At 69.2% G+C, this 16,071-nt stretch carries 15 protein-coding genes; 1 reads left to right on the plus strand and 14 read right to left on the minus strand.

Annotation, left to right across the window (positions count from 1 at the left end; translation table 11 throughout):
• From CGUA_RS10210 to obgE, 11 genes are all read right to left on the minus strand, one after another.
• On the minus strand, positions 1-633 hold the full coding sequence (locus tag CGUA_RS10210) for a ComEA family DNA-binding protein (protein ID WP_290195344.1): 633 nt from the start codon (positions 631-633) through the stop codon (positions 1-3).
• A gap of 88 nt (positions 634-721) precedes the next feature.
• On the minus strand, positions 722-1,561 hold the full coding sequence (locus tag CGUA_RS10215; RefSeq protein WP_290195347.1) for a DegV family protein: 840 nt from the start codon (positions 1,559-1,561) through the stop codon (positions 722-724).
• A 3-nt stretch (positions 1,562-1,564) separates the two neighbouring features.
• Positions 1,565-2,221, minus strand: coding sequence for a histidine phosphatase family protein (locus CGUA_RS10220; protein ID WP_290195349.1), 657 nt, complete (start codon positions 2,219-2,221; stop codon positions 1,565-1,567).
• A 26-nt stretch (positions 2,222-2,247) separates the two neighbouring features.
• Positions 2,248-2,742 (minus strand): ribosome silencing factor, encoded by a 495-nt coding sequence (gene rsfS / locus CGUA_RS10225; protein ID WP_290195351.1) that lies wholly within the window; start codon positions 2,740-2,742, stop codon positions 2,248-2,250.
• A 105-nt stretch (positions 2,743-2,847) separates the two neighbouring features.
• On the minus strand, positions 2,848-3,465 hold the full coding sequence (gene nadD, locus CGUA_RS10230; protein ID WP_290195353.1) for a nicotinate-nucleotide adenylyltransferase: 618 nt from the start codon (positions 3,463-3,465) through the stop codon (positions 2,848-2,850).
• Positions 3,466-3,537: 72 nt separating this feature from the next.
• Complete coding sequence (locus CGUA_RS10235; RefSeq protein ID WP_290195355.1) at positions 3,538-4,485, minus strand: hypothetical protein; 948 nt, start codon at positions 4,483-4,485, stop codon at positions 3,538-3,540.
• Positions 4,486-4,586: 101 nt separating this feature from the next.
• Positions 4,587-5,882, minus strand: a complete 1,296-nt coding sequence (locus CGUA_RS10240; protein WP_290195357.1) for a glutamate-5-semialdehyde dehydrogenase — start codon at positions 5,880-5,882, stop codon at positions 4,587-4,589.
• 24 nt (positions 5,883-5,906) lie between these two features.
• The gene (locus CGUA_RS10245) at positions 5,907-6,827 is read right to left on the minus strand and encodes a D-isomer specific 2-hydroxyacid dehydrogenase family protein (protein ID WP_290195359.1); all 921 of its coding nucleotides are present in this window, start codon (positions 6,825-6,827) and stop codon (positions 5,907-5,909) included.
• Positions 6,828-7,739 (minus strand): D-isomer specific 2-hydroxyacid dehydrogenase family protein, encoded by a 912-nt coding sequence (locus CGUA_RS10250; protein ID WP_290195360.1) that lies wholly within the window; start codon positions 7,737-7,739, stop codon positions 6,828-6,830. It lies immediately after the preceding gene.
• Positions 7,740-7,759: 20 nt separating this feature from the next.
• Positions 7,760-8,989: a glutamate 5-kinase gene (gene proB, locus CGUA_RS10255; RefSeq protein ID WP_290195362.1), complete on the minus strand. Its 1,230-nt coding sequence runs from the start codon at positions 8,987-8,989 to the stop codon at positions 7,760-7,762.
• A 46-nt stretch (positions 8,990-9,035) separates the two neighbouring features.
• Positions 9,036-10,550, minus strand: a complete 1,515-nt coding sequence (gene obgE / locus CGUA_RS10260; protein ID WP_290195364.1) for a GTPase ObgE — start codon at positions 10,548-10,550, stop codon at positions 9,036-9,038.
• A gap of 104 nt (positions 10,551-10,654) precedes the next feature.
• Here obgE and CGUA_RS10265 point away from each other — a divergent pair, with 104 nt between their 5' ends.
• The gene (locus CGUA_RS10265) at positions 10,655-11,389 is read left to right on the plus strand and encodes a hypothetical protein (RefSeq protein WP_290195366.1); all 735 of its coding nucleotides are present in this window, start codon (positions 10,655-10,657) and stop codon (positions 11,387-11,389) included.
• Positions 11,390-11,599: 210 nt separating this feature from the next.
• Here the strand turns inward: CGUA_RS10265 and rpmA are convergent, their stop codons facing one another.
• The 3 genes from rpmA to CGUA_RS10280 all read right to left on the minus strand — a co-directional run bounded on the left by rpmA (position 11,600) and on the right by CGUA_RS10280 (position 15,991).
• Positions 11,600-11,902 (minus strand): 50S ribosomal protein L27, encoded by a 303-nt coding sequence (rpmA, locus tag CGUA_RS10270; RefSeq protein ID WP_290195368.1) that lies wholly within the window; start codon positions 11,900-11,902, stop codon positions 11,600-11,602.
• A gap of 20 nt (positions 11,903-11,922) precedes the next feature.
• Entirely contained in the window at positions 11,923-12,228 is a 306-nt protein-coding gene (gene rplU / locus CGUA_RS10275; RefSeq protein ID WP_290195370.1) for a 50S ribosomal protein L21, read from the minus strand.
• Positions 12,229-12,415: 187 nt separating this feature from the next.
• Entirely contained in the window at positions 12,416-15,991 is a 3,576-nt protein-coding gene (locus CGUA_RS10280; RefSeq protein ID WP_290195372.1) for a translation initiation factor IF-2 N-terminal domain-containing protein, read from the minus strand.
• Positions 15,992-16,071: the final 80 nt, after the last annotated feature.

Raw genomic sequence — 16,071 nt, forward strand, 5'->3', positions numbered from 1 at the left:
TCAGAGGGTGATCTCGGCGCTGATCTTCTCGAACTTCGCCGGGCCGATCCCCTTGACGTCGAGCAGCTGCTCCGGGGCGGTGAAGCCGCCGATCTGCTCCCGGTGCGCGATGATCGCCGCCGCGGTGGCCTCACCGACCCCCGGCAGCTCCATCAGCGAGGCGGCGTCGGCGGAGTTCAGCGACACCTGGGCGGGGTGTCCCCCGGCAGGGGCCGGCGCGTCGCCCACGGCGGGAACGAGGATCTGCTGGCCGTCGACAAGCAGCTGGGCCTGGTTGAGCGCGGGAAGGTCCGCCTCCGGCAACGGCTGCGCCCGGGTGAGGGCGTCGGCGACACGGGCGCCCGCGGGCAGGGTGACCAGCCCCGGTTCCGCCACCGCCCCGACCACCGAGACGACCATCTCGGCGGCCGGCTCCTCGGCGGTGACCGCGACCGGGGCCGACCCAGTGAACGTCTCGGAGGGCCGACTGCTGAGGAACACCCACGCCGCGACGGCGAGGACGATGATGAAGGCCACGGCCAGCGCCTGTCGGACGGGGACGTGGACGCGCACCTGGTCGGGATAGTCGACCCGGAGGCTGTCCTCCTGGCCGGTCGGTCGGGTCAGGTCCTGGAGTCTGTCGATGATCGCCATGGCCGAGACGCTACGGGCGCCGGCACGTGAGCGGGGGCAGGGTCAAAAACCCTGTGGATACACGCCCGAAAAAACACGACCCTGTGGACTACTCCGCCGGGAGGGTGGACGGCTGTTCGTCGGAGGCGGTATCCTGCTCGGCCGTGTAGACGGCCGAGACGCCGATCGCGCCGGCCCCGGTGTGGATGGCCAGGGCACCGGTCAGGGGCAGGACCATGAAGGAGGAACCGGCGGGGAGGATCTCCTCGAGCAGGTCACGCAGCTGGCGGGCGGCGAGCTCGGCGTCGTTGTGCTGGATGGCGACGAACGCGGGCTCACCCTTGGTGCGCTCCAGGACGAGCTCGACGAGCTTGGCGAAGGCCTTGGTCTGGGTACGGGTCTTGCCGGCGAGTTCGAGCCGGCCCTCCCGGATCTCCATGATCGGCTTGATCGCCAGCAGCGCCGCCGACATGATCGCGGTGCCGGTGGAGATGCGGCCGGACCTGCGCATCTCGTCGATGCGGTGGAGGTAGACCCAGGTGGCGGAATTGCGCAGCGTCTCCTCGGCCTTCGCCTGACACTCGTCGAGGGAGGCGCCGGACAGCGCGAGGCTGGCCGCGGCCATGGCGGCGGCGCCGACGGCCATGCCGACGCTGGCGGTGTCGATGACGCGAACCTTGTCGTCGAAGACGCCGGAGGCGGTGACCGCGGCGCTGTAGGTCGATGAGAGCTGACTCGACAGGTGCAGCGCCACCACGCCGTCGTCGCCGCCGCGTTCGAGCTGCCGGGCGTAGGCGGCGGCCAGCTCGAGGGAGCCCAGACCCGAGGTCGACGCTTCCTCCCTGCCGTCCCGGTCGAGGACGTGCAGGTCGAGAACGGTGATGCCGAGTTCCTCGACGACGTCGGCGGGGAGCCCGGAGGAGGAGTCGGTGACGATGCGCACGGCCATCGGCTACACCTCCCCGAAAACGTTCCAGCCGCGGAAGTACCACTGGGCGTCACCGCGGGTGACGTCCGGGTTTTCCACGCCGAAACGGGGACGGCCCACGAGAACGGAGGCGGCGGTGTTCTTCAGGCCGGTCAGCAGCGGGTACTGCTCCGTCCGGAAGCCGAGCAGGTTGCTGGTCAGGGCGGAGATGGCCCCGCCGTGAGCGACGATGACCACCCAGGTGCCGGGCCAGTCGCTGTGCCCGGCGAGCAGCTCGTCGATGACCGGGCGCGCGCGGGCGGCGACGTCGAGGCGGGACTCCCCCTCCGGCGGGGCCCAACCGGGGCTGTTGCGCCAGGTGGCGCGCTTTCCCGGGAACTCGACGTCGACCTCGTCATGGGTGCGTCCCTGCCAGAGGCCGAGGTGGGTCTCGCGGAGCCGGGGATCGATCTCGACGTCCATGTCCAGGCGCGCGCCGATGAGCTTCGCGGTGTCGGCGGCGCGTCGGAGGTCGGAGGAGATGACGCGGCTGATCGGCAGGTGGCCGAGCTTGTGGGCGGCCGCGACCGCCTGCTCCATGCCCCGCTCGGAGAGCTCGGTGTCGAGCTGTCCCTGCATGCGTCGGGTGGCGTTGTAGGTCGTCTCGCCGTGACGCAGCATGATCAGGCCGCGGTCCTTCATCGTGTCGTCCTCCTTTGACCTAGGTGTTAACGGAGGCTGTACAAGTCGCCGTCGTCTTCATCTTCCTCGACGGGCCCCTCGCTGGCCAGCGGAATCTCGTCGATGTCGGAGACCTCGCGGATGTTGACCTCGTCGCCGTAGTCACCGGGGCGCTCGAAGGCGGGGACGCCCTCGACCTCGATGAGTTCGCAGTCGCGGTAGAGGCGGTCCAGGCCGTAGAACTCGCGCTCCGGGGCACGCTGGACGTGGACGACGAAGTGACCGTAGTCCAGCAGCACCCAACGGTTCTCGCGGTTGCCTTCGCGGCGCAGCGGTTCGGCGCCGGCGGCGGTCAGCTCGTCCTCGACCTCCTCGACGATGGCTCGGACCATGCGCTCGCTGGCGCCGGTGACCACGACGAAGATCTCGGAAATGGCCATGATGTCGGCGACGTCGTACACGGCGATGTCGGTGGCCTTCTTCTCGTCGGCCGCGCGGGCGGCGATCGAGGCGAGGCGGCGGGATTCAGCAGAAGCAGTCAAGGGGTCGAATTCTTCCTCACGGTATGAGCGGTGGTGTGGGGGGACGGGATCACCCGGGACCCCGTCAGATTACCTGCCAGTCTCCCACGAAGTGGCGGGAAAGCGCTATTCGACCCCGCGGGAAATTCGGGGGCGGGCGTAGAGGTCATTCTTCGCGATGTACTGCACCACCCCGTCGGGCACGAGATACCAGACGGGCTCACCGCGCGAGGCCCGGTCGCGGCAGTCGGTGGAGCTGATCGCCATCGCGGGCACGTCGATGAGCGTCACGGAGTCCAGGCGGTCCTGCGGCAGCATCTGCTCGCTCAGTTCGTAGCCCGGGCGGGTGACCCCGACGAAGTGAGCCAGCTCGAGCGTCTCCTCCCAGTTGTGCCAGGTCATGATCGAGGACATGACGTCGGCGCCGGTGATGAAGAAGAGCTCCGCGTCCGGGTACAGGGTCTTGACGTCGCGCAGCGTGTCGATCGTGTACGTCGGCCCCGGGCGGTCGATGTCGACGCGGCTGACGCTGAAGCGCGGGTTCGACGCCGTCGCGATGACCGTCATCAGGTAGCGGTCCTCCGACTTGGTCACGTGTTTGCCGGCCTTCTGCCAGGGGTGGCCGGTGGGGACGAACAGCACCTTGTCCAGGTTGAAGCGGTAGGCCACCTCACTGGCGGCCACCAGGTGCCCGTTGTGGACCGGGTCGAACGTGCCGCCCATGACACCGATGCGCTTAGTCATGGGTCATCACTATACGTTCAGGCTGGGCGCGCCGACGAACACCGGCCCGCCCGCCGACGTCCCTCCCGCCCCTCAGGCGCTTCCGGCGATCCAGCCGGCGAAGGTGTCGGCGACGAGAGCGTCGGTCTCGGCGTAGGCCGGGTCGTCGAAGTAGCGGATGTGGGTCATTTCGCCGGCGGGTCTGATGATCACTCTGTCGACGGACTCCGCAGAGATGTCGCAGATAAGGTCGCCGTGCAGGCAGTAGTTGACCCGGGGGGTGTCCCAGGCGGTCTGGCGCCAGGTCCTCGGCACCGCCTTGAGCATCCCTCCGGCGGTGACCGGGTTGCCGATGATGGAGGGGTCGCCGGCCGCCAGCAGCGGGTTGCCGAGGTAGACCACGCCGCGCAGGCGTCCCTGGGAGGCCAGGCGCGCTTCCTGGGCGTTGAGCACCACCGCGCCCTGCGAGTAGCCGATGAGGATGTAGTCCGGTCGGCACCCGGTGGCCTCCTCCCAGCCGGTGACGTATCCACCGGCCATGGTGACCCCGGTGCGCACGCTCTCGAGGAAGGAGCGGGCCGCACCGTTAACCAGCTCCGGCAGCGGCCTCTCCCCGAGGACCTGGTTGACCCGGGTGAGCACCACGTCCAGCGGGAGGTTCTCCTCGTCGATGCCGATGGAGGGAATCGACAGCGTCGCCGGGTACACCGTGTCGTCGAGGGCGATGACGGGCACGTCGTGCAGCAGCGACTGCCCGGTCCGCGCCAGGTGCCGCTGCTCAGCGAGGTCGAGGAACAGGCTGATGTTCTTCGCCTCATAGCCGTTGGAGACCCACGGCGATCCCTCCGCGTAGCGACGGGGCTGAATGTCCTCGTTTTGCTCGCTGCCGCGGGCGGCGATGACCGCTACCTCCGGGCAGGCGCCGGCGGTCTCCTGGGCCACGGCGGCGGCCACGGGGGCGAGCACGGGGGCGAGCACAGCGGCCATGACCAGGGAAACCGTCAGCGTCACCTGGCCAAGGAGACGGCGAAGCAGGGGCATGGGCGCGACCTCCGGAGATCCTCAGGAACCAGAAACCTGAGATTAAGATTAATGCACCCGCCCCGGCCGCGCACCCCCCTGAACCGGAGGTCGGGGCGAATCTAGGGGCGGGTCTGCCCGGTCCCCTCCAGGATCCACTTGGTGCTGGTGAGCTCCGGCAGGGCCATCGGGCCGCGGGCGTGGAGCTTCTGGGTGGAGATGCCGATCTCCGCACCCATGCCGTACATCTCACCGTCGGTGAAGGCGGTGGACGCGTTGATCATGACGGCGGCGGCGTCGACCTCGTCGCCGAACTTCTTCGCGGTGTAGGCGTTGAGCGTGGCGATTCCCTCGGTGTGGCCGGTGGTCCACCTCGCGATGTGGGCGATGGCCTCGTCGACGCCGTCGACCACCTTGGCGGCGATGTCGAAGGAGAGGTACTCCTCGCCCCAGTCGACATCGTCGGCCTGGACGACGTCGGCGGCGCCGAAAGCCTCAAGCTCCTCGACGTCGCCGTGGACGGTGACCCCGGCGTCCTGCAGCGCGGTGATGATGCGCAGCTTGTCGGCGTCGGCGAGTGCGGCGTCGATCAGCACGACCTCGGTGGCGTTGCACACCGAGCAGCGGCGGGTCTTGCCGTTGAGCAGCATGTCGATGGCGAAGTCCAGCTCGGCGTCGCGGTCGATGTAGAAGTGGCAGTTGCCGGTGCCGGTCTCGATGGCCGGGACGGTGGCGCCGAGCACGACGGCTTCGATGAGGTTCTTGCCGCCGCGGGGGATGACGACGTCGACCAGGCCGCGGGCGGTGATGAGGTCCTGGACCGAGTCGTGGGTCTCGCACGGCAGCAGCTGGACGATCTCGGCCGGCAGGTCGTTGCCCACCGCGACGCGCTGGAGGATCTCGACGAGCTTGGCGTTGGTGGTGCGCGCGGACTTCGAGCCGCGCAGCAGCGCCACGTTGCCGGACTTCAGGGCGAGGCCGAAGGCGTCGACGGTGACGTTGGGGCGGGCCTCGTAGACCATGCCCATGACACCGAGCGGGACGCGGACCTGCTTCATGGCGATGCCGTTGGCCATGTTGCCGCCGCGCAGCACCTCCCCGACCGGGTCGGTCAGGCCCGCGACCTGGCGCAGGCCGCCGGCGATGCCCTCGATGCGGCCGGCGTCGAGGGAGAGGCGGTCAATGAGGGACTCGGCCATGCCGCGCTCCCGGCCGGCGTCGATGTCGCCCTGATTGGCGGCGAGGATCTCCTCGGTCGCGTCGATCAGCGCGTCGGCGGCGGCGTGCAGAATCTCGTTCTTGCGCGGGGTCGGCAGGGTGGCGAGGATCGGGGCGACCTTCTTGGCGGCGCGTGCTTTGCTCAGCACGTCGTCGCGCTCTGTCTGGCGTTCGGGGGAGAGATTCGTCTGCTCAGTCATGGGCACGAGTGTACATACTTCGCCCTAGTAGCCAGCCTCGATATCCACCTCGGTGGCCATCCGCTCCCCCGCCGCGAACAGGTCGGCGTTGCGTGCGGCCAGCCCGCCGACGGTGGCGTGGACGTGGTGGATCGTGTTCGCGGTGTGCGGGGTGATCACGACGTTGTCCATCCCCCACAGTGGATGACCGTCCGGCAGCGGCTCCGGGTCGGTGACGTCCAGGCCCGCCCCGTAGATGCGGCCCTGCCGCAGCGCGTCGACAAGGGCGTCGGTGTCGACGAGCGGACCACGGCCGGCGTTGACGACGATCGCGTTGGGCTTCATCCTGTTCAGCGCCCGGGCGTCGACGAGCCGGTGGGTCTCCTCCGTCAGTGGGGCCAGCAGGATGAAGGCGTCGGCGCGGGACCAGACCTCCTCCGCCTGTGACATCGCCACCGTCTCCTCCGCCTCGGCGACGGTGGCGCCGCTGCGGTTGACGGCGATGGTGCGGCACCGGAAGGGCCGCAGCAGCTCAAGAAGGCGTCGCCCGATACCGCCGGCGCCGATCACGGCGACGGTGAACTCCTCGCTGAGGAACTGCGTGGTGGCCTGCACCTGGCCGGAGACCGACCAGGTGGCGGCCATCCCGACCCGCTTGTGCTGGTGGCCGACCGCCAGCAGCAGGGCCAGGCAGGATTCGGCGACCGTCTCGTCGTAGAGCCCCTTCGCGTTGGCCCAGCGGACCCCGGATCGTTCCAGGACCCCGGCACTGTGCAGGGCGTCGATGCCGGCCATCTGGGTCTGGACGAAGCGGACGTTTGCCGGCAGCGGCTCCGGGAAGTCCGCCGGGCCGCCGTGGAAGATGAGGAACTCGGCCTTCTCGAGCGAGTCGACGTAGCTGTGGCCGCCGGCCTCGACCGCCTCGACGATCCGCTCGACGCGCTCCGGGTGCAGGGTGAATCGCATCTAGTACCCGGCCTCCACGTCGACCTCGGTGGGCATGCGCTCGCCGCGTTCGACGGCGGCGGCGTTGGCGATGATGGTCGGCGCGATCATGGCGCGGGCGACGGAGCCCAGCGCCGCGACGTGCGGGGTCAGGACGACGTTGTCCAGGTGCCACAGCGGATGCTCCTCCGGGAGCGGCTCCGGGTCGACGACCTCCAGGCCCGCGCCGCGGATCCTGCCGTTGCTCAGTGCGTCGACCAGGTCGTCAGTGACCACGAGCCCGCCACGGCCGACGTTGATGAGGTAGGCGGACTCCTTCATCCTGTCCAGCACCTCGGCGTTGACCATGCCCATGGTCTCGAAGGTCAGCGGGGTGACGAGCACGACGATGTCGGCCTCGGCCCAGACGTGGTCGGCCTCGGCCATCGCCACGGTCTCGTCGGCCCCCTCGACCGGGCGGCCCGACCGGTTGACGGCGGTGATGTGCGGGCCGAAGGGCTGGAGCATGGAGATGAGTTCCCGGCCGATGCCGCCGGCACCGAAGATCGCGACGCGCTTTTTGAGGAACAGCCAGTCCTGCCGGGAATCCATCTCCCGGCGGATGGAGAAGGAGGACGTCTCGAAGACGTACTTGTACTGGTGCAGCGAGGCGAGCATCAGGGCCATCGCGTGCTCGGCGACCGGTTTGGCGAAGACGCCGGCCGCGTTGGCCCAGCGCGTGCCCGGCTTCATCACCCCACTGCTGAGCAGCTGCTCCACGCCGGTGAACACCCACTGGACGAAGCGGACGTTCTCCGGCAGCGGGTCCGGCAGCGGGCCGCCGCTGTAGATGACGAAATCGGCGTCGTCGACGGAGTCAACGTATTCGTGGCCGGCGGCGGCCACCTCCTCAATGACGTTGTCCCAGGGCCTGGAAATCATGGTGAACTTCATGGCCCCAGGTTAGCCCCACGCTAGAGGCGGGTCGCAAAGTTGGAGAGGTAGTCCGCGTGGATCACCGGACGGCGCTGGCTCTTCGGGAGCTCCTCGGTGTGCTTGCCGATCATCGTAGCCAGCACCGACGACTTGTAGTTGACTTCACCGCGGCCGACGACGGTCCCGTCCGGCCCGAGGATTTCCACGATGTCGCCGCGGCGGAACTCACCCTCGATCGCGGTGATGCCGACCGGCAGGAGGCTGGTGCCGCCGGAGGTGACGGCCTTGACGGCGCCGGCATCGAGACGCAGCACGCCCTCCGCGTCGGCGGCGTAGAGCGCCCAGAATTTCCAGGCGGTGAGCCGACGCTCGGGGCGGGTGTGGAACACCGTGCCCACGGAGGCGTCGCGAAGCGCGGGGCCGACGTTCTCCGCCGAGGTCAGCAGGACCGGAACCCCCGCGCGGGCGGCCAGCCGGGCGGCCGAGACCTTCGAGGCCATGCCGCCGGTGCCCAGCGGGCCACCGTCCCCGGCCACGACGCCCTGGAGATCGTGACCGGTGCGGACCTCCGGGATGAAGCGGGCGTCGGGTTCCGCCGGGTTCCGGTCGTAGAGCCCGTCCACGTCGGAGAGCAGCACCAGCGCGTCGGCGCCCACCAGTTTCGCGACGATCGCGGCCAACCGGTCGTTGTCGCCGAAGCGCATCTCCGAGGTGGCGACGGTGTCGTTCTCATTGATGATCGGGATGACCCGCAGCTGCATGAGCCGTTCCAGGGTGCGCTGCGCGTTACGTGCGCGGTCGCGCTGGCCGGCGTCACCGGCGGTGAGCAGCACCTGGCCGATGGTGCGGTGGTAGCGGGCGAAACTGCTGCCCCACTCCGCGGCCAGATGGACCTGACCCACGGTGGCGGCGGCCTGCTTGGTGGCCAGATCGCGCGGGCGCGACTTCAGCCCCAGCGGCCTGGTGCCGGCGGCCACCGAACCGGAGGAGACGACGATGATGTCGGAGATCTCCATCCGGGCCTGCAGCGCGTCGACGAACTTGTTGATGCTCTCGGAGTCGACCGTGGTGTCCGGGCGCGTGACGGAGGAGGAACCGAACTTCACGACGATGCGTTTCGCCGTCGCCAGCTCCTTGCGCAGGTCCGAAGCATGCCCGGCGAAGGGGGCGGAGTCATCCGCGGACCCCTCCGGGTAGGTCACCGGGACGGAGTCGCCGGAACGGTAGGGGGTCAATGGCAGCCAGTTCGGTGTGTCCTGGGAAGTCATGCGTCCAAGTGTAGCGAGCTGGCCGGGGTTTACCCCAGGTCGGGGTTTAGCCCTGCCAGCGCTCGCGCTCGGCTTCCTCACCGTCGCCGAAGTCGTACTCGTCGATGAGTCCGCGACGTGCCTGGGAGGCGCGCTTGCGCTCCGCGGCGCTGGTGCGGTTGGAGGTCAGCAGACGGGCGTCCTCGCCGCGGTTGCCCGCGGTCGGGTCGCCGGCCAGCGACGGCTCCCAGTCGAAGGAGAACTCGCCAATGGTGACGGTCGCTCCCTCGCGGGCGCCGGCCCGGCGCAGCGCGTCCTCCACGCCGAGGCGGGCCAGACGATCCGAGAGGTAGCCGACGGCCTCGTCGTTCTCGAAGTCGGTCTGGGAGATCCAGCGCTCGATCTTGCGGCTGACGACGATGAAGCCACCCGGAATCTCCGGGTCCTCCATGAGCTCGAACTCCTTCGCGCCGCGGCGGCCCTTCTTCTCCACGGCCTTCGGCCGGATGATGGTGTGCTCCGTGTCCACCTCGGCCTTCGGGCGACGCTTCCGGGTCTTCTGGACGATGTTGAACAGCGCCCACTTGAGCTCGTCCAGGCCCTGGCGGGTGACGGTGGAGATGATGAACACCGGCCAGCCAAACTGCTCCTCCAGGTCGTCTTTGAGGAAGTCCGCCAGCTCCGCGGCCTCCGGCACGTCGGCCTTGTTCAGGACGATGATGCGGGGACGGTCCCGGAGATCGCCCAGGCCGGTGTCGACGCCCAGGTCACCCTGGTAGGCCGCCAGCTCGGCCTCGAGGGCCTCGATGTCGGACTGCGGGTCACGGCCCGGATCCATGGACGCGGTGTCCACGACGTGGGCGAGCACGGCGGTGCGCTCGATGTGGCGCAGGAAGTCCAGGCCCAGGCCCTTGCCCTCGGAGGCGCCCGGAATCAGTCCCGGCACGTCGGCGATGGTGAAGGTGTCGTGGCCGACGTTGACGACGCCGAGGTTCGGCTGCAGCGTGGTGAAGGGGTAATCCGCGATCTTCGGCTTCGCCGCCGAGAGCACGGAAATCAGGGAGGACTTGCCCGCGGAGGGGAAACCGACCAGGCCGACGTCCGCCATGGACTTCAGCTCCAGGATGAGGTCGAGCTCCTGGCCGGGTTCACCCTTGAGGGCGAAGCCCGGCGCCTTGCGCTTGGCCGTGGCCAGCGCCGCGTTGCCCAGGCCGCCGTAACCGCCCTCGGCCGCGACGAAGCGGGTGCCCGGGACGGTCAGGTCGGCGAGGATTTCGCCGTCGGCGCTGCGCACGACGGTGCCCACCGGGACCTCGAGGATGAGGTCCTCACCGCGGGCGCCGTTGCGGTGGTCGCCCTCGCCGTTGGCGCCGCGGCCGGCCTTGATGTGCGGCCGGAAATGGAAATCGAGCAGGGTGTGAACCTGGGGCGACACCTCGAGGACGATGTCGCCACCGTGGCCGCCGTTGCCGCCGTCCGGGCCGCCGAGCGGCTTGAACTTCTCGCGGTGGACGGACACGCAGCCGTGGCCGCCGTCGCCTGCCAACAGATGCAGGACGGTGCGGTCAATGAACTGGGCCATGAAAATGGTGTCCTTTCGGGGGTGTGCTAGCTGCACACAGGGTAGCACCGCTACCCTGACATACAATTACGCCGACTATTTCAAGAGATATTGGAGAAACCCGCATGAGCTACGACTTCCTGGTATTCGTGCCGGAGGAGAACATCACCGTCGACGACGGCGACTGGACCCGGCTGCGCCTGCGCGCCGACCGCGTGACGGTCACCGGGCACCCGAAGCTGGAGTCGCTGCGGGAGGCGATCAACGCCGGCGAGCTTCCCGACGACGTCACGCTCGCCGACGGCCACGTCCGGCTCCTCGGCGACCGCTGCCTGCTCATGGCGGTCGAGGAGTCCTCCGTCCCGGCCGCCGGCCGGTGGCTGTCCGCCCTGTGTCTGGAGAACGGCCTCGGCCTGGCCAGCGCCACCGAGGAGGCGGTGATCTTCCACGGTGACGAGACCGAGGAGTTCACCACCGAGACCGCCGCCATCGAGATGCCGACCTATTCCCCCGCCGCCCTCGGTTACCTGCTGGACAGCGTGAAGCAGGTGCAGGTCGAGGGCTACGCCGAGGACGGCCCGCAGGATTTCGCCGACGACTTCCTCATCGTCAGCCAGGCCGGCAAGCCGGAGTACTACATGCAGGCGGTCTACCGTCCCGGCGAGGGGCGCTGGCAGGTGGAGTACCGCCTCGGCGCCCAGACCCGGCACTTCCTGACCACCATGTCCTCGAGGGAGGACGTCGAGCGGGCCTACGCCGACTGGACCGCACGCTCCACCGGTTACCAGTCGCGCCACGAGTGGACGCTGCTGGAGTTCCCGGAGGCCGTCATCGACTACTCCCGGGAGCACCACCACTAGAGCGGTGCCCGATTCCGCATCCCCTAGGACACGAACTGGGAAAACACCCCGGCTGATGCAGAATCCGGCACCGCCCGGTGCTGCAGATGACATCCAGTCACCTAGAACCCCAGTTGGCGGATCGACCAATGTAATCCACAGCACCGAACCCGGGAAAACCCTCAACCCCGCAGGAACCGAAGTCCTGCGGGGTTGAGGAGGCCGCGAAAACTACTTTGCGGCGGCGGCCTCAGCCGGAGCGACAGCGGCGTCGCCCTCGACCTGGGCCGGAACGATGTTCACGACGCGACGGTTGCGCTTGATAGCGAACTCGACGGAGCCGGTCTCGAGGGCGAAGAGAGTGTCGTCGCCACCGCGACCGACGTTCTCGCCCGGGTGGAACTTGGTGCCGCGCTGACGGACCAGGATCTCACCAGCGTTGACCTTCTGACCACCGAAGCGCTTGACGCCAAGGCGCTTTGCCTCGGAATCGCGGCCGTTCTGGGTGGACGATGCGCCCTTCTTAGTTGCCATGTCGGATTCCCTCCCTTGCCTTACTTGATTCCGTTGATCTTCAGAACCGTCAGCTTCTGGCGATGGCCCTGACGCTTCTTGTAACCGGTCTTGTTCTTGTACTTCAGGATGTCGATCTTCTTGCCCTTGGTCTGGTCGACGATCTCAGCGTCGACGCTGACCTTGGACAGATCCTCGGCCGTGGCCTTGACATCAGCACCGTCGACGAGAAGAACCGGGGTCAGAGCCACGGCAGTGCCCGGCTCACCCTCGATCTTCTCGACCTTGACGAGGTCACCTTCGGCGACCTTGTACTGCTTGCCGCCGGTCTTGACGATCGCGTACATAGGTACCCCTTCTTTCTCGGCTCAGCCCCGGCACTGATACCGAGTCTGAATGGACATAGTGTTTCTTTTGCGTTTTCAGGCGCGCGCGGGCAACCCAGGGTGCCACGCCTCATACCTGAAAACAGCGACTGACCAAGAGTAGCGTGAGCACGGCCGTTTTACCAAACCGCCTACACGACACACGTTGCTAGGCTCCACTCCTGCGGGTGGCGCGTCGGCGCCGACGCCCGCTTGCCGACGCCGGCTGATCCGCCGCCGGGGTCTCCGGGCGTCGGGACGCACTGGCCGCGGCCTCGGGCTGCGGCTCCGGCCGCTGGGCCGGCTGCTCGGGGCTCAGCCGGCGAACGGCGCGGCGGCGGCCACGGCGGGTGCCGGTGGCCTCCTCGCGGTTCTTTGTCCCGGCCTCGACCCGCGGCGCCTCCTGCTTCCCGGTCTTCACCTCCACGGTCTTCACCTCCCCGGTCTTCGCCTGCACTGCATCCTCCTTCGCGGTCTTCCGCTGGGACGCTTCCTGGGCGCGGCCGGAACGGCGACGGCCGGAGCTGGCGCGCGGCGGCTTCGGTTCAGCACGCTGCGCGGACTCGACCTTCGCGTTCTGTTCCCTGTCCTCCGCCGACTCGGGGGAGTCGGGCTTGGTGGCGACGGCGAAGTCCTCGCGCTGCGGACGGTGGTCCGAACGGGAGTTGCCGCGGGTGCGACGGCGCCGGCGCGGTGAGGCCTCGAACTCGGCGACGGCCTGCTCGTAGGACTGGGTGCCGGTGACCGCGGCGGTTTCCTCCGGCTCCGCCTCGTCGGCGCGCTCGGTGGCGGCGGCCGCGATCGCGGCGACCTCGTCGACGGTGGTGGTCGGCCGCTCCTCCTGGCGCTGCTCCTGCTCCGGGCGTCCACCCCGGCCCCGGCTGCGGCCGCGGCCGCCGCGGCGGCGGGACCTGCGTCCCTCCGCGGCCGGCTCCTCCTGATGGGTGTCCTCGCGGGTCTCGGCCGTCGGCTCCTCCTCGCGGATGACGGCGGCGGCCAGCTCCTCGAAGTCGGTCTCGCTCGGACGGGACGGCTGCGGGGCGGGCTCCTCGCGTCGCGGGGCGGGCTCCGCATGTCCCTTGGTGAGGTTGTGCTTGTGCTTGCGGGAGTAGGCCTTGGCCTCCTCGGCCTCGTTCGGGTCGACCGGATCCTCGTGGAGGATCAGGCCCCGGCCGTCGCAGACCTCGCAGGTGGTGGAGAAGGTCTCGAGCAGGCCGGTGCCCAGTCGCTTGCGGGTCATCTGCACCAGGCCGAGGGAGGTGACCTCGGAAACCTGGTGGCGGGTGCGGTCGCGGCCCAGCGCCTCCTTGAGGCGGCGCAGGACGAGGTCCTGGTTCTCGGGCAGCACCATGTCGATGAAGTCGACGACGATCATGCCGCCGAGGTCACGCAGGCGCATCTGGCGGACGATCTCCTCAGCCGCCTCGAGATTGTTGCGGGTGACGGTCTCCTCGAGATTGCCGCCGGAGCCGGTGAACTTGCCGGTGTTGACGTCGATGACGGTCATCGCCTCGGTGCGGTCGATGACCAGCGAACCGCCGGAGGGCAGCCAGACCTTGCGGCCCAGCGCCTTCTGCAGCTGCTCGTCGATGCGGTGGCGGGCGAAGGCGTCGTGGCCGTCGTGGTCGCGGCGGTCGTAGCGCTCCAGGCGGTCGGACAGGTCCGGCGCCACGGAGTCCACATAGGACCTGATGGTGTTCCAGGCACGACGACCGTCGACGACGAGGCTGGTGAAGTCCTCGTTGAAGAGGTCACGGACGACCTTGACCAGCATGTCCGGCTCCTCGTAGAGGGTGACCGGCTTGGCCCCCTTGGACGCCTTCTCCCCCGCGGCGCGGTCCTGCAGGTCCTCCCACAGGGTGTGCAGGCGGTTGACGTCGGCGGCGATCGCCTCCTCCGGCACGTTCTCGGCGGCGGTGCGGATGATGGCCCCACCCTCACCGGGGATGACGCGGCCGAGGATGTCCTTGAGGCGCTTGCGCTCCGGGGCCGGCAGTTTACGGGAGATGCCGGCGGAACGGCCGCCCGGGACGTAGACGAGGTAGCGGCCGGCCAGGGAGATCTGCGTCGTCAAGCGGGCGCCCTTGTGGCCGAGCGGATCCTTGGAGACCTGCACCAGCACCTGGTCTCCGGACTTGAGCGCCTGCTCGATCTTGCGGTTGCGGCCCTTGAGCCCGGCGGACTTCCAGTCGACCTCGGAGGAGTAGAGCACGCCGTTGCGGCCCTTGCCGATGTCGATGAACGCGGCCTCCATGCTCGGCAGCACGTTCTGGACGCGGCCGAGATAGATGTTGCCGGTCATCGAGGCCTGCGCCTCACTGGTGACGAAGTGCTCGACCAGCAGGTCATCCTCGAGCACCGCGACCTGGGTGATCAGCGCCGGGTTCGTCGGATCCTCGACGTGCTGACGCTCGCGCACCACCATCGTGCGCTTGACGGACTCGCGGCGCGCCAGGAACTCCGCCTGCGACACGATCGGCGCCTTCTTGCGGCCGGCCTCCCGCATCTCGGTGCGGCGGCGCTTCTGCGCCTCCAGGCGGGTCGAGCCCTTCAGGGCCACCGGCTCCGCCGGAAGGTCCTCCGCCGTCTCCTCATGGTCCGTGTCCGGCTCGACCTGCAGGGTGACGGCCTCGGAGGTGACGGCCTCGGGCGTGATGGCCTCAGCCTTGCCGACGCTGGAACGGCGGGTCGTCCGGCGTGCGGACCGGCGACGCCGGCCGCCCCTGGCCTCCCCGTCTTCCCCGGCGTCGGCGTCCGTGTCGTCGTCACCGGCGCGGGGGACGACGAAAATCGGCGCGTAGGCGGCGGTCGTCGGCGCCTCGGTGGGGGCCGGGACGATCTCGGGCAGGACGTCCTCGACGGCGTCCCCCCACTCCTCCCCGGCGTCCCCCTGGACGCCTCCATGGGCGTCGCCCTCGGCGAGGTGCTCGGTGTCACCCTCGGCGTCATCCTTGGCGTTCGCCCCAGCTTCGGCAGCGCTGTCGTCCCGGGCCTCAGCTTCACCGACGGACTCGGGCTCCCCCACCACGGCGGCGAGGTCGGCCTCGACCTTCTCCTCGATCTGGTGGATCTCGTTGGCGACGTTCTTGCGCACGCGGGTGCGGATGCGCTCCTCGCTCTCATCCGCCGGGGCATTCTGCTCCTCCACGGGAGCCTCGACCGGGGCCTCCTGCTCCGGCGCCTCCGGCGCGGCCGGCTCGGGGGCCGGTGCCATCGGTGCGGACTTGCGCTCGAGATGATCAAGCACGCGGTTCATCTCGTCCAGGGACAGGGAGGACTGGGCGACCTTGACCAGACCGACGGCGTCGAGGGCGACGATGAGGTCCTTCGAGGAAATACCGATCTTCTTGGCCAGGCTGTAGACGCGCTGACGCTCACCGAGGGCGGCGCGGTCGATCAGCGTGGTGACCTCCGCGGCCTGCGGGGTAGCAGCCTTCGGCCCGGTGGTCTCCTGGGCCGCCGAAGAGTTCGTGTCGGTCGTGTTCTCCGGTGACTTCTTCGCCGACTTCGTGGCGGCGCGCTTCGTGGTGGCGCGCTTCGTGGTGGCGCGCTTCCCGGCCGGGCTTTTCTCGGCCGTGGCCTTGGCGGCCGACTTCTTCGCGGTCGTCTTCTTCGCCGCAGTCTTCTTCGCGGTGCTCTTCCGCGTGGACCGGCGGGCGGCCCGGCGTTCGCCGGACTTCTCCTCCCCCACGGTTCCGCTGTTCCCGTTTTCAGTTGCCGGGCTGGTCGTTTCTTCGCTGTTCACCACGAATGCGTCTCCTGACAGTCAATATGGTGCGCATCAACCCACGGTCACCACCGCGGCCACTGAGTGTGGCCTCTGTC

The sequence above is a fragment of the Corynebacterium guangdongense genome, from assembly GCF_030408915.1.
GTDB classification, from domain to species: domain Bacteria; phylum Actinomycetota; class Actinomycetes; order Mycobacteriales; family Mycobacteriaceae; genus Corynebacterium; species Corynebacterium guangdongense.

Bases quoted from the DNA above. Each gene is read 5' to 3' on its own strand.
- rplU (WP_290195370.1), bottom strand. From the start codon at position 12,228: ATGTACGCGATCGTCAAGACCGGCGGCAAGCAGTACAAGGTCGCCGAA.
- CGUA_RS10210 (WP_290195344.1), bottom strand. From the start codon at position 633: ATGGCGATCATCGACAGACTCCAGGACCTGACCCGACCGACCGGCCAG.
- CGUA_RS10250 (WP_290195360.1), bottom strand. From the start codon at position 7,739: ATGAAGTTCACCATGATTTCCAGGCCCTGGGACAACGTCATTGAGGAG.
- CGUA_RS10215 (WP_290195347.1), bottom strand. From the start codon at position 1,561: ATGGCCGTGCGCATCGTCACCGACTCCTCCTCCGGGCTCCCCGCCGAC.
- CGUA_RS10235 (WP_290195355.1), bottom strand. From the start codon at position 4,485: ATGCCCCTGCTTCGCCGTCTCCTTGGCCAGGTGACGCTGACGGTTTCC.
- obgE (WP_290195364.1), bottom strand. From the start codon at position 10,550: ATGGCCCAGTTCATTGACCGCACCGTCCTGCATCTGTTGGCAGGCGAC.
- CGUA_RS10245 (WP_290195359.1), bottom strand. From the start codon at position 6,827: ATGCGATTCACCCTGCACCCGGAGCGCGTCGAGCGGATCGTCGAGGCG.
- nadD (WP_290195353.1), bottom strand. From the start codon at position 3,465: ATGACTAAGCGCATCGGTGTCATGGGCGGCACGTTCGACCCGGTCCAC.
- rpmA (WP_290195368.1), bottom strand. From the start codon at position 11,902: ATGGCAACTAAGAAGGGCGCATCGTCCACCCAGAACGGCCGCGATTCC.
- proB (WP_290195362.1), bottom strand. From the start codon at position 8,989: ATGACTTCCCAGGACACACCGAACTGGCTGCCATTGACCCCCTACCGT.
- CGUA_RS10240 (WP_290195357.1), bottom strand. From the start codon at position 5,882: ATGACTGAGCAGACGAATCTCTCCCCCGAACGCCAGACAGAGCGCGAC.
- CGUA_RS10220 (WP_290195349.1), bottom strand. From the start codon at position 2,221: ATGAAGGACCGCGGCCTGATCATGCTGCGTCACGGCGAGACGACCTAC.
- CGUA_RS10265 (WP_290195366.1), top strand. From the start codon at position 10,655: ATGAGCTACGACTTCCTGGTATTCGTGCCGGAGGAGAACATCACCGTC.